At 65.1% G+C, this 21422-nt stretch carries 21 protein-coding genes; 9 read left to right on the top strand and 12 right to left on the bottom strand.

Annotated elements, in window-relative coordinates:
- Positions 1-51: 51 nt before the first annotated feature.
- A complete protein-coding gene (locus KUF59_RS09335; RefSeq protein ID WP_212462395.1) occupies positions 52-1017 on the bottom strand; it encodes an SMP-30/gluconolactonase/LRE family protein in 966 nt (321 codons plus the stop codon).
- Positions 974-2992 carry a PQQ-dependent sugar dehydrogenase gene (locus tag KUF59_RS09330; protein ID WP_212462444.1) on the bottom strand — a complete coding sequence of 673 codons (2019 nt, stop codon included), beginning with the start codon at positions 2990-2992 and terminating at the stop codon, positions 974-976. The genes KUF59_RS09335 and KUF59_RS09330 overlap by 44 nt, the downstream gene beginning before the upstream one ends.
- A 286-nt stretch (positions 2993-3278) precedes the next feature.
- Here KUF59_RS09330 and KUF59_RS09325 point away from each other — a divergent pair, with 286 nt between their 5' ends.
- The 3 genes from KUF59_RS09325 (at position 3279) to KUF59_RS09315 (ending at position 4647) form a co-directional block, all read left to right on the top strand.
- Positions 3279-3512 carry a DUF6894 family protein gene (locus KUF59_RS09325; protein WP_212462396.1) on the top strand — a complete coding sequence of 78 codons (234 nt, stop codon included), beginning with the start codon at positions 3279-3281 and terminating at the stop codon, positions 3510-3512.
- A 10-nt stretch (positions 3513-3522) separates the two neighbouring features.
- Entirely contained in the window at positions 3523-3705 is a 183-nt protein-coding gene (locus tag KUF59_RS09320) for a hypothetical protein (protein WP_212462397.1), read from the top strand.
- Between the two features lie 126 nt (positions 3706-3831).
- Positions 3832-4647 carry an arylamine N-acetyltransferase family protein gene (locus KUF59_RS09315; protein ID WP_212462398.1) on the top strand — a complete coding sequence of 272 codons (816 nt, stop codon included), beginning with the start codon at positions 3832-3834 and terminating at the stop codon, positions 4645-4647.
- 47 nt (positions 4648-4694) lie between these two features.
- Here KUF59_RS09315 and KUF59_RS09310 read toward each other — a convergent pair whose 3' ends face one another.
- The gene (locus KUF59_RS09310; RefSeq protein ID WP_212462399.1) at positions 4695-5468 is read right to left on the bottom strand and encodes an enoyl-CoA hydratase-related protein; all 774 of its coding nucleotides are present in this window, start codon (positions 5466-5468) and stop codon (positions 4695-4697) included.
- 109 nt (positions 5469-5577) lie between these two features.
- On the opposite strand from KUF59_RS09310, the gene KUF59_RS09305 reads away from it, so the two are divergent.
- From KUF59_RS09305 to KUF59_RS09295, 3 genes are all read left to right on the top strand, one after another.
- On the top strand, positions 5578-7167 hold the full coding sequence (locus tag KUF59_RS09305) for a gamma-glutamyltransferase (protein WP_212462400.1): 1590 nt from the start codon (positions 5578-5580) through the stop codon (positions 7165-7167).
- Positions 7168-7265: 98 nt separating this feature from the next.
- Entirely contained in the window at positions 7266-7490 is a 225-nt protein-coding gene (locus KUF59_RS09300) for a hypothetical protein (protein ID WP_212462401.1), read from the top strand.
- Between the two features lie 386 nt (positions 7491-7876).
- Positions 7877-8881, top strand: coding sequence for an SGNH/GDSL hydrolase family protein (locus tag KUF59_RS09295; protein WP_212462402.1), 1005 nt, complete (start codon positions 7877-7879; stop codon positions 8879-8881).
- Positions 8882-8939: 58 nt separating this feature from the next.
- Here KUF59_RS09295 and KUF59_RS09290 read toward each other — a convergent pair whose 3' ends face one another.
- The 4 genes from KUF59_RS09290 to KUF59_RS09275 are packed head-to-tail and all read right to left on the bottom strand — an operon-like array spanning position 8940 to position 12386.
- Positions 8940-10232: an NAD(P)/FAD-dependent oxidoreductase gene (locus KUF59_RS09290; protein WP_212462403.1), complete on the bottom strand. Its 1293-nt coding sequence runs from the start codon at positions 10230-10232 to the stop codon at positions 8940-8942.
- Between the two features lie 10 nt (positions 10233-10242).
- On the bottom strand, positions 10243-10974 hold the full coding sequence (locus KUF59_RS09285) for an amino acid ABC transporter ATP-binding protein (RefSeq protein ID WP_212462404.1): 732 nt from the start codon (positions 10972-10974) through the stop codon (positions 10243-10245).
- A complete protein-coding gene (locus KUF59_RS09280) occupies positions 10971-11624 on the bottom strand; it encodes an amino acid ABC transporter permease (RefSeq protein WP_212462405.1) in 654 nt (217 codons plus the stop codon). Before KUF59_RS09280 ends, KUF59_RS09285 begins: the two co-directional genes overlap by 4 nt.
- 3 nt (positions 11625-11627) lie before the next feature.
- Positions 11628-12386 (bottom strand): ABC transporter substrate-binding protein, encoded by a 759-nt coding sequence (locus tag KUF59_RS09275; protein ID WP_212462406.1) that lies wholly within the window; start codon positions 12384-12386, stop codon positions 11628-11630.
- A 181-nt stretch (positions 12387-12567) separates the two neighbouring features.
- On the opposite strand from KUF59_RS09275, the gene KUF59_RS09270 reads away from it, so the two are divergent.
- Positions 12568-13254 carry a helix-turn-helix domain-containing protein gene (locus KUF59_RS09270; protein WP_212462407.1) on the top strand — a complete coding sequence of 229 codons (687 nt, stop codon included), beginning with the start codon at positions 12568-12570 and terminating at the stop codon, positions 13252-13254.
- Between the two features lie 119 nt (positions 13255-13373).
- On the opposite strand, the gene KUF59_RS09265 is transcribed toward KUF59_RS09270, so the two are convergent.
- Both KUF59_RS09265 and aptA read right to left on the bottom strand, forming a co-directional pair.
- Positions 13374-14639, bottom strand: coding sequence for a D-amino acid dehydrogenase (locus KUF59_RS09265; protein ID WP_212462408.1), 1266 nt, complete (start codon positions 14637-14639; stop codon positions 13374-13376).
- A 73-nt stretch (positions 14640-14712) separates the two neighbouring features.
- Positions 14713-16065, bottom strand: a complete 1353-nt coding sequence (gene aptA, locus KUF59_RS09260; protein WP_212462409.1) for an omega-aminotransferase AptA — start codon at positions 16063-16065, stop codon at positions 14713-14715.
- A gap of 123 nt (positions 16066-16188) precedes the next feature.
- On the opposite strand from aptA, the gene KUF59_RS09255 reads away from it, so the two are divergent.
- Positions 16189-16737 (top strand): cupin domain-containing protein, encoded by a 549-nt coding sequence (locus KUF59_RS09255; RefSeq protein ID WP_258769377.1) that lies wholly within the window; start codon positions 16189-16191, stop codon positions 16735-16737.
- A 1-nt stretch (position 16738) separates the two neighbouring features.
- Here KUF59_RS09255 and KUF59_RS09250 read toward each other — a convergent pair whose 3' ends face one another.
- From KUF59_RS09250 to KUF59_RS09240, 3 genes are read right to left on the bottom strand one after another with little or no spacing between them, the layout of a single operon-like run.
- Positions 16739-18994, bottom strand: coding sequence for a xanthine dehydrogenase family protein molybdopterin-binding subunit (locus KUF59_RS09250; RefSeq protein ID WP_212462411.1), 2256 nt, complete (start codon positions 18992-18994; stop codon positions 16739-16741).
- Positions 18987-20042, bottom strand: coding sequence for an FAD binding domain-containing protein (locus tag KUF59_RS09245; protein ID WP_212462412.1), 1056 nt, complete (start codon positions 20040-20042; stop codon positions 18987-18989). Before KUF59_RS09245 ends, KUF59_RS09250 begins: the two co-directional genes overlap by 8 nt.
- The gene (locus KUF59_RS09240) at positions 20039-20536 is read right to left on the bottom strand and encodes a (2Fe-2S)-binding protein (RefSeq protein WP_212462413.1); all 498 of its coding nucleotides are present in this window, start codon (positions 20534-20536) and stop codon (positions 20039-20041) included. The genes KUF59_RS09245 and KUF59_RS09240 overlap by 4 nt, the downstream gene beginning before the upstream one ends.
- A 240-nt stretch (positions 20537-20776) precedes the next feature.
- Between KUF59_RS09240 and KUF59_RS09235 the strand changes: the two genes are divergently transcribed.
- On the top strand, positions 20777-21421 hold the full coding sequence (locus KUF59_RS09235) for a TetR/AcrR family transcriptional regulator (RefSeq protein WP_212462414.1): 645 nt from the start codon (positions 20777-20779) through the stop codon (positions 21419-21421).
- Position 21422 lies beyond the last annotated feature (1 nt).

The raw sequence follows: 21422 nt of genomic DNA, 5'->3' as shown, positions 1-21422 counted from the left end.
AGAATGCCGCACCTCACGCGCCTGCCCTGCTCGGGCGGCGGAGCTTTTCGCTCAGCAGCGCCCGCGCTGGAGGCAGTGCTCGCGGCCTTCCTGGTCGGTACGGAAGGACTCGATGAAGCCGCCCTGGCGCTGCGTCACGAAGACGGTCTTGCCGTCCTTGCCGCCGAAGGCGAGGTTGGTCGGCTCCTTGGCCTTCAGGGCGATTTCCCGCTCGACCATGCCGTTCGGCCTGAGGAGCGCGATCGTGCCCTTCAGGATGCGCGCGATGAACAGACGGCCGCCGACGTCGGTGCGCAGGCCGTCGATGGTGTTGGGCTCGAAGCTCTTGACGAGCTTTGCATCCACAAGCTCGTTGCCGCGGATGGTGTAGGACCAGACCTGGCCGCTCGAGGATTCCCCGACATAGAGTGTCTTGCCATCGGGGCTCAGATCGATGCCGTTGGTGGTGCCCATGGCGCGCGGCGCGGCCATGATCTCGCCCTGGACCGAACCATCGGCCGCCTTGGCGATGCGCCAGATGTGCCCTTCCCGTCCCTTCCAGTTCGGGTCGCTCGCATAGATCGTGCCATCGCGGGCAATGGTGATGTCGTTCGGCTGGCTCATCTGGTCGGAGTGAAACCAGACCGTCGGCTCGGCGCCGTCGCGTCCAATCGCAAGGATGTTGTGCTTCTTGTAGTCGGCCACGAACATCGTGCCTTCGCGATCGAAGCGAATGGCATTGCCGACGCTGCCCTCGGGAAGATCGACGAACAGTTCGGACGCCGCGCCCGCCGCGGGCAACCGGCCGATCGTGCCGGGCTTGCTGAAGTTGACGACGTAGAGATTGCCGGCGAGATCCGCCGCGGGACCTTCGATGCCAAAGGTGTATTCACCGGCGGGTGTCACCTGCGCAGCTTCGAACAGTTTCTGTTCGGCTCGCGCCGACGAAGACGCAGCGATCACAGGCGGTGACGCAGCGATCAGAACAAGGACACTACTGCACAGGCACCAAAAGTTCCTGCCGGATGTAATAGCCATCGTCGTCGGTACAATCGCCGTTGAGGAAAGGGTCGGCCGGCCGGAAGAACCGGCTGAAGCCGGGCCTGTCTACAGCGCTCCTTTGTGTCACGACAACGACCTTATTCGCCGGTATTTCGCCGCATTTCTTGTTGGTCCTGGAGAAGAAATCGCGATCGGGCGGGCCGGGCTTGATGCGCATCCGCGTTCCCGGAATCATTCTTGCGACCAGCATGTCCGCGACATCGAGAAGACGGGCGTAACCGGGCTCGGTCTTCGGCAGGTTCTCGCCGCCGGGCGGCATCAGCTTTTCTGCACCGAGGCCACGCAGCCGCGTGCGCAGCCGGCCCGATTCGGGATCGCCGGGGTAGACCCAGCCGTCCTGCCCCAGCATGAAGCGCAGCGCGGCCTGGTCCTTGTCGGCCTCGGACTGGCCCTGCTTCAGACCGAAGTCCGAGTGACAGCCCATGCAATGCTTTTCGACGATGCCCTTGCGGATGCTGGTCAGCCGGTCGCGGTTTTGCGCGTCCCTGGCGACGAAGAGCGCCAACTGATCGATCAGTGCGGGGCTGCGCGTGTCGCAGGGCAGCGGCGCGGGCGGATCGCCGGCGGCGCGATCGATCCGGATCACCGTCTTGTTCTTGTCCTCGACCAGCCAGATCGCGCCATCCTCCGCAACCGTCATGCCGACCGGCGCTCCCTGTGGGCGCGCGCCGTTGACGCGGTGCCAGCCGGCGATCAGCTCGTCGAAGGGCGCGGCCGCGACCTCTCCGGCGTCGGTCTGAAAACTGCGCGACGGCTGCGCGTCGCAACTGACGTGGTAGCGGACCGGCGGCGGGCTCGGCCTGGGAAAACCGCGCTCATCGACGTCGTAGATCAGGAGCCGGCTGCCGGTCGGGCGATACCCGTGGAGGCCGACCAGCAGCTTGCCTTCGAGCTCGGGGAATTTGCCGCCGTGATAATAGAGCATGCCGAGCGGCGCGCCGTGCGGCGGCAGCAGCGAGAACGGCTGCTTGTAGAGCGGATTTGCGGTGCAGAGATTCTTGTAGACGCCGGATTGCAGCACGGTGCGGAATTCGGGGCTCGGCGTCGTGAGATCGTAGCAATAGGGCCAGCCGTAGTGCTTGCCCGGCTCGATTGCGTTGATCTCCTCGTTCGGCTTGAAGATGTCGGGGAGATCGCGGCCGTTCTCGCCTTGCAGGAAGGCGTAGCCCGGATCAGGAAATTGCGGATGCAGCGCGAGCGCCATCGAGTTGCGCAGGCCGCGCGCATAGACCTCGTGCGGCGGATTGGCATCGTTCGGCTTGAGGGCCGGGAAGACACCGCCGGCGGGCGGCGTGAACAGCCAGATCGACGCGAGCGCGGAGGCCCCTTCGGCCGCGGCACAGGGCTTTGTGATCGGCGCCGGCGTGATGCAATCGTCGCTGTGCGATCCGACATTGACGAACAGGCGGCCGTTGCGATCGAAGACGAATTGCTTCATCGGATGGGCGCTCTCCTGGAGCTTTGTGCCATCCGGCAGCGTGATGCGGACGCCGGGCAAATGCCTGATGATAGTCTCGACCGTGCCGCGCGGATTGTCGGCAAGCGGATCGAACCTGAAGATCGTGTCCGCAGTGGACGCATAGAGCTTCTTGTCCGGACCGATCACGAGACCGAAGGGATATTCGAGCCCGGTCAACAGGTCCTTGAAACGGCTGCCGGCGGCCGCGCGCGGATCGAGCAGCAAAAGCTTGCCGTCCATGTGACCCCAGCCGGCCATGTCAGCGACCACGAACAGCTCGCGGCCCGGAATCTGGACAATCGAGCGTGGAAACCTGAGATGGTCCTCCTCGCTCGCGACAAGGCCCGCGCAGAATCCCGGCTTCATGTCGATCTGGAGTCGGGGAAAGGCGAGATCGCCACCGCCGCATGATTCGGTGCCGATCGCATAACCGCTCCTGCGCACGGGCTCGGACGAGGCCGGCGACGCCAAGCCGAGCGCCGTTGCGACCAGTGCGACTGCAAGGGAAAGCCGGCCGACGCGATCACTGAGACGAAAATCACAGAAGAGTATCGGACGATTCACCGCGGGCTCCCAAAATATCCTTGCAAAACCGAGAGTTCCACGTCGCCGCGGCGCCGTCCAGCGAGGCTTCACCGGCCTGTGATAGAACCGCCTTCTCCGACGACCCGACGGAACTTCCGTAGATTCCCTTACCGGGTTGGCCCGAATATTTTTCGGCGCCTCCGGATGGTATTCGGTTCGGTAGCGTCCGAATCGCTCTCTACAGGAGGCGGATATGGTCCAAGTGTTTTTCCACTGTTCCAATACCGACGGCATGTTGATCGATCGCTACGGCGCAGCCGTATCGAACCTCACTGAGGCGCGCGACCGTGCCGCTCAGATTATGCAATCGATGATCCGGACGCCTGGCGGCGAAGACTGGCGCGACTGGGTGCTGCATGTCAGCGACGACGACGGCGAGGAGATTTTTGATCTCCCCTTCACGTCGATGCTTGGCAGGCCTCACTGAGGTTCGTGTCATGCTGCTCGCTCAATCGTCATTCTCGGCTCTTCGCCAGCACCTCGGAATCATCGTGGCCAAGTGGCACACGCTGATCAGGGTCGCCGGCGATCCCTATCGGCCCGAGCTGCATTACATGCGCGGCCCCGGCCCGAAATGGCACGCCAAGCGTCAAGCCCGTCTCCAGGCCGGCGCGCTTTAGGCGCCAAGGGTCGGATCAAACCGCACAACTTCGTCTTTTCGCGACGTCCTCGAAAGGCTATCTCCTTTCGGGAACGGGCGGCCTTGACTACCTTGCCGGCCGACTTGGCAGCAGGGGAACGAGGTCATGTCGAATGAATTTCGGCTGGACGACTATCTGGCCCGGATCGGTTATCGCGGTGCGCTGAAGCCGGATCTGGCGACGCTCGCCGCCCTCCATGCGGCTCACGTCAACACGATTCCGTTCGAGGGCATGGATCCGCTGCTGGGCCGGCCGGTGCTGCTCGATCTTCCCTCGGTGCAGGCCAAGCTCGTCGAGAGCAGGCGCGGCGGCTATTGCTTCGAGCAGAACGCGCTGTTCCGGGCCGCGCTCGAACAGATCGGCTTTGCGGTGACCGGCCTTGCCGGGCGCGTGCGCTGGATGGCACCACCCGAGAGCCCGCTGGGGCCAAAAACCCACATGCTGCTGAAAGTCGATCTGGCTGAGGGGCCTTACATCGCCGATGTCGGGTTCGGTGCCTGCCTGCTCGATGCGCCGCTCCGGCTCGCAACCGATGTGGAGCAGCGGACCGCGATGGGCACGTTCCGCTTCGACGAAAGGGACGGCCGGTTCTGGGTCAATGCAAGGCAGCCCGCCGGCTGGCGCACCATGTACGTATTCGACCTCGCGCCGCAGCTTGCCTCCGACTACGAGCTTGGCAGCTATTTCACTGCGACGAGCTCGGTGACGCCCTTCACCAGCACCCTGATCCTGGAACGCGTCGCGATTGACGCGCGCTACAGGCTGGTGAACCGCCGCCTAATCGTCGAGGCCCGCGAAGGCGAGGTGCGAAACGAGCGCAACATCGACTCTGCCGACGAGCTGCGCCAGGTGCTGCATGAGATTTTTAACGTGGAAGCGCCGACGCCGATTGAGGACGTGTTCGTGAGGATCAAAGGCTAGCGAACTCCCTCGCCCCGCTTGCGGCGAGCGGTGAAGGAGGAGAACAATTAGCGTCCGGTAAACTGCGCCTTGCGCTTTTCGACGAAGGCGTTGCGGCCTTCGAGGGCGTCGGCGCTTTTGCGGATGACGGCCTGCGTCTCGATTTCGCGGCGGAACTGCTGCTCGTAGCCCGCGTGCTCACTCGCCTCGATCAGCGCGCGGGTTGCGACTAGCGCCCGGGTCGGCCCCACGGCAAGACGATGGGCGAGCTTGAGCGCTTCTTCCATCAGGTTCGCATCGTCGACGACCTGCCGCACCAGGCCGATCGCGTGGGCGCGCTCGGCCGAAAGCGGCTCGTTGAACAGCATTAGTTCGAGTGCGCGCTGCCGCCCGATCAGCCGCGGCAACAGCCACGTCGAGCCGAGATCGGGCACCAGGCCAATGCGGCTGAACACCTGGATGAAGCTTGCCGAGCGCGCGGCAACGATCATGTCGCCGGCCATCGCGAGGCTGAAACCGCCGCCGGCCGCAACGCCGTTGACGGCGACCACAACAGGCACGCGGCATTCGCGCAAAGCCTTGAAGGCTGGCCAGTAGAAGCGCATCACGCCGGCGGCGATGTCCTCGCCGAGCGCCTCCGATGCCTTGAGATTCTGGCCGGAGCAGAAGCCGCGCCCCTCGCCGGTCAGCACCAGGGCACGAATGCCCTCGTCCGCCGTCATCTCGGCGATCGCCTTTGCGAGCGCGCCGAGCAGGTCGGGCGTCATCGCGTTGAGTCTGTCCGGCTCGTTCAGTGTCAGGATGCCGACCGTCCCATCCCGCGCCTGTTTCACACCAGCCATGTTCACCTCCCGTCAGGATGTTCTCGTTGGGAGCAATGTGCCATGCTCGACGGGCTTCGCCAACGCGATGCAATTCCATCCAGCGCAATAAGAGCGGCACGAAGACCACATGCCCCATCAGTTCAGCCTCGCCCAAAGCATCCGCAAACCCGCCCGCCGCGCCAAAGGTGGCATCGTCGCCGCGCAATCGCGCAGGGCGGCCGAGGTCGGTGCGGAGGTGCTGGCGGCGGGCGGCGATTGCATCGACGCGGTGATTGCGACCACCTTTGCATTGAACGTGTTGGAGCCGTGGATGAGCGGCATGGGCGGCGGCGGCGCGATGGTGCTCTATCGCGCCAGCGACAATCGCTATGAGGTGATCGACTACGGCATGCGCGCGCCGCAAAGCCTGCGCATCGAGGACTATCCGGTGACCGGCCAGGGTGCCGCCTCCGATCTCTTCCCCTGGGCGCGGGTGAAGGACGATCGCAATTTGCATGGTCCCGGCTCGATCGCGGTGCCCGGCGTCGTCGCCGGCATGGAAGAAGCGCACCGCCGCCACGCAAAACTGCCGTGGAAGGATCTGGTGGCGCCGGCCGCGACGATCGCCGGCGAAGGCCTGCTGGTCGACTGGTGGACGACATTGATGATCGCGAGCACCGCCGTCGACCTGCGGCGCTATCCCGCAAGCGCCGAGACGTTTTTGAGAGACGGCCTGCCGCCGAACGCACCCTGGGGTATCAAGGCGGAGACGCGGCTGCCGCAACCGCGATTGCAGACGACGCTGGCGCATCTCGCCACCGCAGGCCCGCGCGATTTCTACCAGGGCGATCTCGCCCGCAGCATCGCATCCGACATCAAGGCGGATGGCGGTTCGCTGTCGGTCGAGGATCTGGCCGCCTTCCGCGCGCATCTGCGCGAGCCGCTCGCGATCCCCTATCGCGGCGGCAACGTCTACGCGACGCCGGAGCTGACGGCGGGCCCGACCATGGCGCATGCTTTACGCCTATTGCAGGACAAGCTGAAGCCGGACGGCGCGCCCGATGCGGCGGCCTATGTCGAATATGCCAACGCGCTGCAATCGGCCTATCGCGAACGGCTGAAGGACATGGGCGATGCCGACGGCAAGCGTTCGCTCGGCGCCGAGCACCTCGCGCCGAGCTGCACCACGCATTTCTCCGTCGTCGACCGCCACGGCAACATGGCGGCGGTGACGCAGACCCTGCTCTCGACCTTCGGCTCGAAATATGTGACGCCGCATTCCGGCATTCCCATGAACAACGGCATCATGTGGTTCGACCCGACGCCGGGCACGACCAATTCGCTCGCACCGGGCAAGCGCTGCCTCGGCAACTACACGCCTGTCCTCGCCGAGACCAAGGACGGCAAGCGGCTCGCGGTCGGCGCCTCCGGCGGCCGGCGCATCCTGCCGGCGGTGATGCAGCTCGTCTCCTTTGCGATGGATTTTGGCATGGACCTCGACGCTGCGATCCATCAGCCGCGCATCGATGCCAGCGAGGGCGCGGTCGTGATTGGCGACGCGCGCCTACCGGCGAACGCACGCAAGGCGCTCGCCGCGAGCTTCGACTATGAGGAGGCGCAGGTGCAGACCCTGCCGATGAAGTTTGCCTGCCCAAGCGTCGTGATGCGCGAGGGCGATATCAACAGCGGCGCAGTCGACGTCTTTCAACCATGGAGCGATGCAGTCGTCGAGGGCTGAGCGCCGAGCGTCATGACTCCTCCACATTTGCAGGGAACTAAGCTGCACCACGTCAGTTCATTGAACGGACAAGTGCGCTCGCCCAAACGGAGGACTTGATGAAGAAACTTGCGCTCGCTGCGTCGCTGATTGTCGCGGCCGGCCTCACGGTGGCCAACCCTGCGTTCGCCAAGGGCGGACATGGTCACGGTCACGGCCACGGTCGTGGCCACGCGATGGGCCATCACCACCACGGCACCCCGCCGGGATGGTCTCACGGGCGCAAGGTCGGCTGGCGTGGCATGGGTTGCCCGCCCGGCCTGTGGAAGCAGGGCCGCTGCTGAATTCTCTGAACATTGCCGAGAGAGCGCTGTCCGCAAGCGGGCAGCGTTTTCTTTTTTAGATCCGCAGCCGGTCCGCGATGTTCGCGCCACGCGGATGTTCGGATGGCCGCAGCGTGCGCGCTCGTCCCCAACTGACGGCGACCGGCGTTTCCGATCATCCGCCCTTCCGGCTGCCGGGCGGCGTTCGTGGAACCCCAATTCACGCTGATTTCACGACGACGTTGCCACATCCCTACACGTTCGATCCTGGCCGCAATCTCGCGGCCTCGGGCGCGATGGGGGTACGGGACGAGCGTGGCGCAGAGGACGCTTTGTCGCATCCCCGGGTCGATTCTCGGCAGTGCTTCCAACCTCTCATTTTCCAAACAATGATTTCGGAGACGCGAATGGCAAAGCGGATTTCTCTGGCTCAACTGGTCGACCGCATCCAGACGGGCAAGCTCACGCCGCAGGAGGCCCGAACCTATTTCATCGTCGAACCGAACGTCCACCAGCCGTTCGACTTCAACACCTACATCAACACCGACTATGTCGATGTCACGAATGCCGAGTCCCTGGCGCACGACGCCAACCTGCTCGTTCGGCACGTTCCCAAGGCGCCGGCGCGCAAGCAGGTCGCGAAGTCGAAAGCGGCCGGTCGCCAGATCGTCGCGGAAGGCGATTCCTGGTTTCGCCTGCCGCAGATCTTTCCATTTCCCAAGACCTGCATCGACTTTCTCCAGCAGACCGGCTACCCCAACACCAATCTCGCCCATTGGGGCGACACGCTCGATGAAATCCTGTTGGCGAGCCAGTTCTGGCCCTACATCGACGGCGGCGCCGACTTGCTGCTGTTCTCGGCTGGCGGAAACGACGTGCTCGGCAATGGCGGCCTGGCGAGCTTCCTGAACCTGTTCGACCCCGACATGACCAAGCCGTCCGACGCCCCGTACTATGTGAAGCCCGAGTTCTACGACAATCTGGCCGACATCATCGGCAACCTCGAGACCGGCCTGATCAAGCCGATGGCGGCGCGGCATGCCAACAAGAAGATCATCATGCACGGCTACGACTACGTCATCCCGCGTCCGCATGGCCCGTGGATGGGCTCGCCGATGGAGTATCAGGGCCTCGATCCCGCGTTCAACGCAAGTCTGTGCCAGGCGATCATCCGCATCATGATCGACGCCTACAATTCGCGGCTCAAGGCACTCGCGGCCAAGTACGGCGACGTCTTCATCCATCTCGACCTGCGCGGCACGGTCAAGAAGACGGAATGGTACGACGAACTCCACCCCAAGGAAGTCGCCGCGAAGAAGATCGCCGCCAAATTCGCCAAGGCGATCGATAGCGTGCACGTCACCGTCCAGGAGCAGGCCATCGCCAAGATGCACCTTCCTCGCGCCGCCTGAGCAGACACGCGCGAGGGCAGTCGCCGTGCCGGACAGGGGCTGGCCGGCACGGCGAAGCTCATATCCCCAACCTGTCGCGCACGCGGCCGGCGATCACGGCGGTGGTCGCCCCGACCGGCCAGAAGGCGTGCAGCGGGATCGGCTTGATGCCTGTGATGGGCATGTCGAGCTCAGCCTTGGCGCCGCCGATGAGGCGGCGGGCGAGCTGGCTGCCCATCGCAGTCGACAGCGCGACGCCGCGGCCGTTGCAGCCGAGCGAGATCAGGATGTCTTCCGCGGGCTCATGCACATGCGGATAGTGGTCCTTGGTGATGGCGAGCCGGCTGTTCCAGCCGTGGGTCCAGGCGACGCCTTTGAGCTGCGGCCACAGCCGCTCCGCATAGCGCATGAGATAGGCGACGTCGGACGGCGAGTTGATCCAGCGCATCGGCCCGCGCCCGCCCATCAGGAGGCGATTGCGTTGGTCGATGCGGTAATAGACGGTGATGTGGCCGCTCTCGTAGAGCACCGAGCGCGTCGGCATGATCGTGCGGACAACCTCATCCGACAGCGGCGCGGTGGCGGCGATCGAGGAGAACACCGGCACGATGGTGCGGCGGAGCGCAGGCCAGAGATCGTCGGTAAAGCCGTTGGTCGCGAGCAGCACCTTTTCCGCATGCACAATCGCGCGCGGCGTCTCGATACGCCAGCGGCCGCCTTCACGACGGAGCGACAACGCCGGCGTCTCGCCATGGACCTTTGCGCCCGCCGACATCGCCGCGCGCGCAAGGCCACGGGCGTAGCTCAGGGGATGCAGATCGCCGCCGCGCGCGTCGAACATGGCGCAGAGATAGCGGTCGGTGCCGGTGATCTCGCGCAGTTGGTCGCCTTTCAGCAGCGTCACCGGCATGCCGCGGCGGATGCATTGCTCGGCGGTCTTCTCAATGCCTGCGGCGCTCGCCTCGTTATAAGCGGCGCGCAAGGTGCCGTTCTGCCGCGCCTCGCAAGGAATCTGGTAGCGGCGGATCAGATCGTGGGTGAAATTGGTCGTGCCATAGGAGAACTCGATCATGCGACGACCAAGCTCGGTGCCGAAGTCGGCCTCGATCTGGTCGGGGTCGTGCTTCAGCCCGGGATTGGTGTGGCCGCCATTGTTACCGGAGGCGCCCCATCCCGGCTCCTGCGCCTCCAGCACGAGAGCCTCGACACCCTGCTCCGCCAGATGCAGCGCGGTGGAAAGTCCGGTGTAGCCGCCGCCGATGATAGCGACCGAAACGTTCTTGTCCGTATCGAGTGGCGGCGTCGCCACCGGCGCAACGGCAGTGTCGGCATAGAGCGAAGGCGGCAGCGGAAGGCGGGCGGGCGCGGTCATGGCAAGACCATCAGAGCGGATGCAGCACGCGGCGCAAAAAGTCCTGCGTGCGCGGATGCTGGGGTTGATTGAGCACGGTCTTTGCCGGCCCCTGCTCGACAATGACGCCGCCGTCGATGAACAGCACGCGGTCGGCGACGTCGCGGGCAAAGCCCATCTCGTGGGTCACCACCACCATGGTCATGCCGTCGTCGGCGAGCTTGCGCATCACCGAGAGAACATCGCCGACCAGCTCGGGATCGAGCGCCGAGGTCGGCTCGTCGAACAGGATGGCTTTCGGCTGCATCGCGAGCGCCCGCGCGATCGCCACGCGCTGCTGCTGGCCGCCGGAAAGCTGCGGCGGATGGGCGTCGGCCTTTTCTGCGAGGCCCACCTGCGCGAGTAGCGCGCGGCCGCGTTCCAGCGCCTGCGCGCGCGGCTCCTGCTTCACATACAGCGGCCCCTCGACGACGTTCTCAAGTGCGGTCCGATGCGGGAACAAGTTGAAGCGCTGGAACACCATCGAAACCTGGGTGCGGATCGCGACGATCGACGGCGCATCACGATTTACCCGCAGGCCTTCGACGCTGATCTCGCCGCGGTCATAGCTTTCGAGCCCGTTGATACAGCGCAAAATGGTCGACTTGCCGGAGCCGGAGGGACCGACGATGCAGACCACCTCGCCCTTCTCGACAGACGCCGTGATGCCCTTGAGCACCTCGACCTTGCCAAAACTCTTGTGGACGTCAGTGAGTTCGATCATCGCTTGCCCGCCCGCTTCTCGAAGTGGCGGACCAGCAGGATCAGCGGGATGCTCATGGTAAGATACATCAGTGCCACCAGCGTGAAGACGCTGGTATTCTTGAAGGTCGAGGACGCGATCAGCTTGCCCTGCAGCGCAAGCTCGGCGACCGTGATAGTGGAGGCCTGCGACGAATCCTTCAGCATCATGATCATGACATTGCCATAGGGCGGCAGCACAATGCGCACCGCCTGCGGCAGCACCACGCGCCGCATGGTGAGCCACCAGCCCATGCCGATCGACTGCGCGGCCTCGATCTGGCCCTTGTCGATCGCCTCGATGCCGGCGCGAAAATTTTCCGCCTGATAGGCTGAATACGCAATGCCGAGCCCGAGGATGGCGGCCTGCAATGCGGAGAGCGTGACGCCGAGATCGGGCATCACGAAATACAGATAGAACAGCAGCACGATGATCGGGATGCCGCGGATCACGTTGATCAGGCTGGCGCTGACGCCTGAGAGAACGCCGATGCCGGACACTCGCATCAAGGCCCACAACAAGCCCAGCACGGTCGAGAGCAGCAGCGAGCCGATGGTGACGATGATCGTGAGCGCGACGCCGTTCAGCAGGATCGGGAAGAACTCGACGGCGTCGTGCCAAAACCCCTTCATCGATCAGCCCTTCAGGCCCCATTTCTCCAAAATCTTGTCCACGGTGCCGTTCGCCTTCAGCTTGGCGAGCGAGCCGTTGATCTTGGCGAGCAGCTCCTGGTCAGTCTTGCGCACGCCGATGCCGACCGAGCCGACAGTGACAGGTTTGTAGCTCGCGACGAGCTTCACCTCGGGGAAGCCGCCCTGCTTCAGATTGTAGGCGAGGATCGGATAGTCGGCGAAGCCGGCCTTGAGGCGGCCGGCGTTCACGTCGCGCAGGATGTCGGGGATGGTGTCGTAGGCCTTCACCTCACTGAACAGCCCGGTCTTCTTCAAGGCGTCGACGAAGGCGGTGCCGACCTGGGCGCCGACAGTTTCGCCCTTCAGATCCTCCTGCGAGGCGTAGGCTTTGGCGTCGCCCTTCGGCACGATGAGGCCCTCACCGTAGGTGTAGATCGGGTCGGAGAAATCGATTACCTCCTTGCGCGGCGCGGTGATGAACATCGCGGCGGCGATGATGTCGATCTTGTTCGAGGTTAGCGAGGGGATCAGCGCGGAGAACTGCATCGGCTCGATCTGCACATTGAGCCCTGCGTCCTTGCCGACCTCGGTGATGAGATCGACCATCACGCCCTGAATGGTGTTGGTCTTGGTGTCGAGGAAGGTGAAGGGGATGCCTGTCGGCGTCGAGCCGACCTTGAGGACCTGCTGCGCGGACACCGGCAGGCTGGCGGCAATAGCGAGCGCCGCGACCGCGGCCTGGACAATACGCTTCAACGGCATCGCATCCCCCTTTTTTGGGCTCGGCCGATGACGGGGCGCACGCAGTTTGCGACAGACGTTGCGGGCCAAGCCGTTTCAGCCTATTTTCACCAATATGAAATTGTGGTCACACTTTCGCAGCCTTGGCAAGCGGTTTTCATGCACATGAAGGAAGCGGTTTGACGTGAGCGGTGGCAAGAGAATGCGCAGACCGGCCGCCTCCAAGCCGGTGAAGAAGGCCAAGATATCTGGCAAGATACCTGGCAAGACACCCGGCATGGCATCCGCCAAATTGGCTGTGAAGCCCGCCGAGCCTGCGATGGATGTCGCGGTCGGCCGCCGTATCCGCGATCTCAGGCGGACGCGGCAACTCTCGCTGGAGACGATCGCGGCGCGCACCTCACTGTCGATCGGCTTCCTCAGCCAGATCGAACGCGGCCTGTCCTCACCGTCACTGCGCGTGCTCGCGACACTCGCCGACGTCCTCGGCGTCGGCATCGCGGCCTTGTTCGGCGCGAGCCCGAGTGCGGATGGCGGGTCGGATCATGTCGTGACGCGCGGCTTGCAGCGGCCCGAGCTAAAACTGTGGCGCACGGGGATCTCGAAGCAATTGCTGAGCCCGGCGGGCGCGGAGAACAAGCTGAATTTGTTTCTCGTGCATCTGGAGCCCGGCGGCTCGACCGGCGACGAGCTCTACACCCATGACGGCGAAGAGGCCGGCCTCGTGCTCGAAGGCGAGATGATGCTGACGGTCGACACGGAGACGTGGTCGCTCAGGACAGGCGACAGTTTTCGCTTCGCCAGCCGCAGGCCGCACCGGTTCTCCAATCCGGCCGACGATGCGAAGGCCGTGGTGCTGTGGGTGAACTGCGTGACGGGGGCAGGGTAGTCCCACCGCCGTCATTTCGGGGCGATGCGAAGCATCGAACCCCAATTCGCAATTGCGAATTGTGGAATCTCGAGATTCCGGGTTCGCCTCTTCGAGGCGCCCCGGAATGACGGAGCAAACTAGCCGAACCGGTGATTGTACCGCTCCACCGTCAGCTCGCTGGTGTCGATCTCTGGTTTCTTGCCCGACAGCATATCCGCGAGCACGCGGCCGGAGCCGCAGGCCATGGTCCAGCCGAGCGTGCCGTGGCCGGTATTGAGGTGGAGGTTGGCGTAGCGCGTGGCGCCGATCACGGGCGGGCCATCCGGTGTCATCGGACGCAGGCCGCTCCAGAAGGTGGCCTTCGACAAATCGCCGCCGCGCGGGAAGAGATCGGTCAGCGAATGATCGAGCGTGGCCCGGCGCGCAGGGTAGAGCTTGCTCGAATAGCCCGAGATTTCCGCGGTGCCGCCGACGCGGATACGGTCGCCCAGCCGCGTGATCGCGACCTTGTAGCTTTCGTCCATCACGGTCGATTCCGGGGCGCCACTGGCGTCCTTGATCGGCACCGTGATCGAATAGCCTTTTACCGGATAGACCGGCAGCGAGATGCCGAGCGGAGCGACCAGCCGCGATGACCAGCTTCCGAGCGCAACGACATAGGCGTCCGCCTGCAAATTGCCGGCGCCGGTCGCCACGCCTGTGATGCGCGTGGCGTCGGCGATCAGGCCGTTGATCGCGGTGTTGAACATGAAGCGCACGCCGAGCTTCTCAGCCTGCGCAGCAAGTGCCTGCGTGAACATGTGGCAGTCGCCGGTCTCGTCCTGCGGCAATCGCAGACCGCCGGCGAGTTTTTCCTTCACGCTGGCAAGCGCAGGCTCGGCCGCGATGCAGCCTTCGCGGTTCAGCACCTCATAGGGGACGCCATACTGCTTGAGCACGGCGATATCCTCGGCCGTGCCGTCGAGCTGCGACTGATAGCGGAAGAGCTGCAGCGTGCCCTTGGAGCGCTCGTCATACTGAATCCCGATATCGCTGCGCAGCGCGCGGAGGGCGTCGCGGCTGTATTCCGCTATCGGGATCATCCGGCTCTTGTTGACGGCGTAGCGCGCGGACGTGCAGTTGCGCAGCATCTTCAGCAGCCACAGCCACATCACGGGATCGATCTTGGGCCGGATCACCAGCGGGCCGTGCTTCATCAAGAGCCATTTGACCGCCTTCACCGGCACGCCGGGGCCGGCCCAGGGCGAGGAATAGCCGGGCGACACTTCGCCGGCATTGGCAAAGGAGGTCTCGAGCGCCGGCTGCGGCTGACGGTCGACGACCGTCACCTCATGGCCGGCGCGCGCGAGGTAGTAGGCAGAGGTGACACCGATGACACCGCTGCCGAGAATGACGACTTTCACGACCAACTACGCTCCCGCGGCGTCACTTCGCCGCCTCAGAATATCAGAACTCCGCGAGAGCGCGGAGCAATTATCAGGCCACGCGCTTGATGGCGTCGCCGAGGATCGAGACCATCCGGTCGATGTGGCTCTTCTCGACGATCAGCGGCGGCGACATCGCGAAGGAATCGCCGCTCATGCGCAGGTAAAGACCGGTGTTGAAGCAGTCGACCATCACGTCATAACCGCGCGCACCGGCCACGCCGTCACGCGGAGCGATCTCGACCGCACCCATCAAGCCGCAATTTCTGACGTCGATGACGTTCGGCAGGCCCTTCAGCGAATGCAGCGCATCCTGCCAATACTGGGCAATCGACGCGCCGCGCGTCAGCAGGCCCTCGTCCTTGTAGATGTCGAGCGTTGCGAGACCCGCGGCGCAGGCCACGGGATGTGCCGAGTAGGTGTAGCCGTGGAACAGCTCGATCTGGCCCTCGGGGCCGGTCATCAGACCGTCGTAAATCTTGCGCGCGGCGAACACGGCGCCGCAGGGCACGGTGCCGTTGGTGATGCCCTTGGCTGTGGTCATCAGGTCGGGCGTGACGCCAAAATAGTTCGCGGCGAACGGCGTGCCGAGGCGGCCAAAACCGGTGATGACTTCGTCGAAGATCAGGAGGATGCCGTGCTTGTCGCAGATCTCGCGCAGGCGCTTGAGATAGCCTTGCGGCGGCGGCAGCACCGCGGTCGAGCCCGGCACCGGCTCGACGATGACGGCGGCGATCGTCTCGGCGCCGTGCAGTGCGACGAGGCGCTCGAGGTCGTCAGCGAGCTCGGCGCCATGCGCCGGCTGATCCTTGGCAAAGGCGTTGCGGGTGAGATCGTGGGTATGGCGGATGTGATCGACGCCAGGCAGATGGGTCGCGAAGGCACGGCGATTGGCGACCATGCCGCCAACCGACATGCCGCCGAAACCGACGCCGTGATAGCCGCGCTCGCGGCCGATCAGGCGGGTGCGGGACGCCTGTCCGATCGAACGCTGATAGGCGAGCGCGATCTTCAGCGCGGTGTCGACCGACTCGGAGCCGGAATTGGTGAAGAAGATGCGGTCGAGTCCCTTCGGCGCGATCTCGGCGAGCCGCTCGGCAAAATCGAAGGCCAGCGGATGGCCCATCTGGAACGAGGGGGCAAAATCCAGCGTCATGAGCTGCTTCTCGACCGCCGCCGCAATCTGCTTGCGGCCGTGGCCGGCGTTGACGCACCAGAGACCGGCGGAGCCGTCGATCACCTGGCGGCCATCGACCGTCGTGTAGTGCATGCCCTCGGCGGAGGAGAACAGCCGCGGCGCCTTCTTGAACTGGCGGTTGGCCGTGAACGGCATCCAGTACGAATCGGTCTTGATGGTGTTCGGGATCTGGTGAAGGGTCACGGCCGCGCTCCTGTGCTGACCCATTAGCAGAGCCACGGCTTCAAAAGCGCAACAAGTCCTTTTCTGTGCGGCCACAACCCATTGATTCGATTGGGGGCGCCGGTCCATATTTGTGCGATCCGCAACACCTGCAACAGGGATTGGACCATGAGCGTCGACATCGGTGGACGGCTGCGATTCATCCGGGCGCGCCAGAAGCTGTCGCAGCGGGAACTCGCCAAGCGCTCCGGCGTCACCAATTCGACGATCTCGCTGATCGAGTCCAACCAGATGAACCCGTCGGTCGGCGCCCTCAAGCGCATCCTCGACGGCATCCCGATGGGGCTCGCCGAGTTTTTTGCGCTGGAGCCGGAGAGCCGGCGCAAGATCTTCTACCGCGCGGAGGAGCTCACCGAAGTCGGCAAGAAGCCGATCTCCTACCGCCAGGTCGGCGACAATCTGTTCGGCCGCGCGCTGCAAATCCTGAAAGAGCGCTACGAGCCCGGCAGCGACACAGGCCGCGTGCCGCTGGTGCATGACGGCGAGGAAGGCGGCGTGGTGATCTCAGGCAAGCTCGAAGTCACCGTCGAGGACGAACGGCGCATCCTCAACCCGGGCGACGCCTATTATTTCGAAAGCCGCCGCCCCCACCGCTTCCGCTGCGTCGGCGGCAAGGCCTGCGAAGTGATCTCGGCCTGCACGCCGCCGACATTCTAGATTAGATCAGCAGCTCCTCGATCCGGATCGGGAAGCGGCGCACGCGCACGCCGGTCGCGTGCCACACGGCGTTGGCGACCGCACCGGCACTGCCGGTGATGCCGATCTCGCCGACACCCTTGATGCCGAGCGCATTCACATGCGGATCGTGCTCCTCGACCGTCAACACGTCGAGCGAAGGTACATCGGCATTCACGGGGATGTGGTACTCGCCGAGATTCGCATTCATGATCCGGCCGGTGCGCCGGTCCGTGATGGCCTCCTCGTGAAGGGCAAAGGACACGCCCCAGATCATGCCGCCAAAGAGCTGGCTCTTCACCAGCTGCGGATTGACGATGCGCCCCGCAGCGAAGGCGCCCACCATGCGCGTGACGCGGACCTGACCGAGTTCGGGATCGACCTTCACCTCGGCGAAGACGGCGCCATGCGCATGCATCGCGTAATCCGCCTGCGCCGTGGGATTGGGCGCGCCTGTGCCGCGCGCCTCGACCTCGGCGAGACCGGCCCGCGAGAGAATGTCGGCATAGCTTTCGCCGCGGCTTTCGTCGTCGCGCCGGAACAGCTTTCCGTCGCGGGCGATCACGCCGGCATTGCCGGCACCGAATAACGGTGAGCGCTCATCCTTGGTCGCGAGATCGGCGAGTCTTGCGATCACCGCCGCGCCTGCATTATGGATCGCGGCGCCCGCGGTCGCGGTGTGCGCGGAGCCGCCGGCAATGCCGGCATCGGGCAACCCGGAATGGCCGGACCTGAACTCGACGCTATCGATGTCGAGCCCGAGGCCGTCGGCCGCGATCTGGGCAAACGCCGTCCAGGCGCCCTGCCCCATATCGTGCGCGCCGATCTCCATGATGCCCGAGCCGTCACGGCGGATCGCGGCGCGCGCTTCAGCCTGGAACATCAGCGCCGGGAAGGTTGCGGTGCCCATGCCCCAGCCCACGAGGTGGCCGTCTTGATCGCGCATCTCGCGCGGCGCAAGCTTGCGCTTCGCCCAGCCGAAGCGCGTGGCGCCCTGCTCGTAGCAGGCGCGCAGCGCCTTGGAGGAGAATGGCCTGCCGGTGATCGGCTCGACCTCGGCATAGTTCTTCAGGCGGAAGGCGAGCGGGTCCATGCCGCAAGCCCAGGCCACCTCGTCGATGGCGCTTTCCAGCGCCAGCGATCCGGTGGCTTCGCCGGGCGCGCGCATGAACAGCGGCGTGCCGGTGTCGACGCGCACCGCGTCATGCGTGGTCCGGATCGCCGGACTCGCATAGAGCGTGTGCGATGCGTCGGCAGCCGGCTCGTAAAAGTCGTCGTAGGTGCTCGACACCGTGCGCGCGTGATGCTCGATCGCGGTCAGCTGTCCTTCGCCGTCCGCGCCGAGACGCAGGCGCTGGCGCGTCGGGGCGCGATGGCCGACCGGGCCGTACATCTGCTCACGGCGCAGCACGAGCTTGACGGGCTTCCCGACCAGCTTTGCCGCCATGATGCCGAGCACCGGCGGCCCGCCCATCAGTCCCTTGGAGCCGAAACCGCCGCCGAGGAACGGGCTGCGGATATGGATGTTCTCGTGCGGAAGCCCGAACAATTCGGCGATACGAGCGCGCGACAGGACCAGGCCCTGGGTCGGCATGTCGATCGACAACCGGTCGCCGTCCCAGGCCACGACGATCGCGTGCGGCTCCATCGCGTTGTGATATTGCGGCGGAGTCTCGTAGGTCGCATCGATCCGCTTCGCCGCCGATGCGAGGCCCGCCTCGACGTCGCCATGTTCGTTGACGGTCGGGTTGCCGACACCGACCGCCGGCGGCACGAAGACCTCGCCGGCATCGAGACCGACGCGCGGCGGCAACGCTTCGTAACGCGGTGCCAGCAGCGCGGCGCCCTCGGTCGCAGCCTCCAGCGAATGCGCGATCACGACCGCAATCGGCTGGTTGGCGTAGCGGACTTCGTCGTTTTGCAGGGACTCCATCCGGAACACGAACGGGTTGGTCTTGATTTCCGGATCGATCGCGAGTGGCGGTTTGTTGCTCGACGTCATCACCTCGACAACACCGGGATGGCGCTTCGCCGCCGCGACATCCAGCGACGTCACGCGGCCCCGCGCGATGCTGGAGGCCGCGATCACCGCGAACAGCATGCCGGGCGGGTGATTGTCCGCGGCATAGGTCGCCTGCCCCTTGACCTTCAAGACGCCGTCGCGACGGGTCAACGGCTGGCCGATGTTCGAACCATGCCGGACATGGGCGGGCGCGGTTGTGAGATTGAGCTCAGACATGCAGGGCTCCGGAAACCGATGCGAAAGGAGAGGCCGGCAGCGCGGGAATGCGCTTTGGCGTGCCGGCCGCGGAGTGAGTCAGCGCGCGCACGACGATGCGGCGCGCCAGCTCGATCTTGAAGGCATTGTCACCGGACGGTTTTGCACCTGACAGCGCAAGCTGTGCGGCTTCGAGGAAACTAGCGGCGTTCGGCGCAGCGCCCGTCAACACCTGCTCGGCCGCGCGAACGCGCCACGGCTTTGCCGCGACGCCGCCCAGCGCAAGCCGGGCTTCCGCGATCTTGCCGTTCTCAACCCTCAACGCGGCTGCTGCCGACACGACGGCAAAGGCATAGGACGTACGCTCGCGGACCTTCAGATAGCGCGCATGCGCGGCGAAGCCACGCGCCGCAGGCGGCAAGCGCACAGCAACGATGAGATCGCCTGATCCAAGCGCGCTGTCCCGCTCCGGGGCGCCGCCCGGCAAACGGTGCAGCTCTTCCAGCGGAAGTTCGCGGCGGCCGCCCTTGCCCTCGATCTCGACGATCGCATCGAGCGCGACGAGCGGCACGCAAAAATCGGACGGGTGCGTGGCGATGCAGCTGTCGCTCCAGCCGAGCACGGCATGCAGCCGGTTCTCGCCGCCGCGGGCATCGCAGCCACTGCCGGCCTGGCGCTTGTTGCAGCGGTTGGCGGTATCGTAGAAATAGGCGCAGCGCGTTCGCTGCAGGAGATTGCCACCGACCGTCGCAGCATTTCGCAATTGCGCTGATGCGCCCGATAGCAGCGCCTCGGCGACGGCTGGATATGCCTTGGCGAAGGCGGCATCGTGCGCGAGATCGGAATTGCGCACGAGGGCGCCGATGCGCACGCTGCCGTCGGCGAGATGCTCGATCCGGTCAAGTCCGGGTAAGCGCGTGACGTCAACCAGACGATCCGGGCGACTGATCCCGCCCTTCATGAGGTCGAGCAGGTTGGTGCCTGCGGCGAGATAGGCCGAACCCGGCTGCGCGGCTGCGGCAACGGCCTCGGCGATCGTCGCAGGCCTGACGTAATCGAACTGTTTCATGCTGACAGCCTCTGGTTGGCTTCGTTCTGGCTGGTCTGCACCTCGAGCACGGCATCGACGATGCCGGCATAGGCGCCGCAACGGCAGAGGTTGCCGCTCATGCATTCGCGGATGCGCTCGGGATCATCGCCCGCCTGCGCTTCCCGCATCATGCCGATCGCACTCATGATCTGGCCGGGCGTGCAGAAGCCGCACTGAAAACCGTCATGGGCGATGAAGGCGGCCTGCACGGGATGCAACTGGTCGCCGTGCGCGATGCCTTCGATGGTAAGGATGTCGGCGCCGTCGTGACTGATCGCGAGCGCGAGGCAGGAATTGATCCGCCTGCCGTCGACGAGAATGGTGCAGGCGCCGCACTGGCCGCGGTCGCATCCCTTCTTGGTGCCGGTGAGTTGAAGGCGCTCACGCAGGAGATCGAGCAGCGTGACGCGCGGGTCGTCGAGGACGAATTCGCGCCGCGCACCGTTCACGGTGAGGCTGATGGAGTTAGTCATACAAGGCTCCGATCAGATTTGGACATGAGTCATCGGCCGGCGCTCGTTCACGAGACCGCCGTCGATTCGCGCCGCCCGGACATTTTCCGGGTCGACGTTGCTCGGCAAGATACGGAGGAACCCTCCGTTTAACAAGGGCCAGCGAAAAATATTTGGAATCCGTCAAAAGCCCGTGCGCAGACAACGCGATGCGGCCCGGCAAGGGTTCAATCTAACCAATTCGTGATCTAGATTATCGGCATGGACGACCACACCGACCCGATCCGAAAACCCCGCGCCGACGCCGTGCGCAATCGCGAGCGCGTGCTCGAAGCGGCGAAGGCCGTGTTCAGCGCCGGAGGTCCGGAGGCGAGCCTGGAAGCCGTCGCGAAACGCGCTGGCGTTGGCATCGGCACGCTTTATCGCCACTTTCCGACGCGCGAGGACCTGTTCGAGGCGGTGTACCGGCGCGAGGTCGAGCAGCTCTGCGAGCTCGCCGAGCAATTGAAGAATGCCAAGGATCCGGTCGACGCGCTGCGGCGCTGGCTGCGCTCCAATGTCGAGTTCGTCGCAACCAAGAAGGGCATGTCGGCCGCACTTGCCTTGACGTTCCAGAGCTCGTCCGAGCTCGCCGCCTTCTCGTTCGATCGCCTGACCAAAGCCATCGGCTCGCTGCTGGACCGCGCGGCCGCGGCCGGCCAGATGCGCGCCGACATCGGCCCGCAGGACCTGCTCCGGGCGCTGATTGGCATGTGCTACATGCACGACCAGCCCGGCTGGCAATCATCGGTGCTGCGAATGCTCGACGTGTTCGTCGATGGCCTGCGCGTGCAGTCCAACACTACGCCGCGCCCAAAACCGCGTGCCTCCAAGCCGGCGAAGCCGACCGCAAAGCGGAAGCGTTAGC

This window comes from Bradyrhizobium arachidis, from assembly GCF_024758505.1.
In the GTDB taxonomy this organism is placed as follows: domain Bacteria; phylum Pseudomonadota; class Alphaproteobacteria; order Rhizobiales; family Xanthobacteraceae; genus Bradyrhizobium; species Bradyrhizobium manausense_C.
This window is presented reverse-complemented; position numbering and strand designations above follow the sequence as displayed.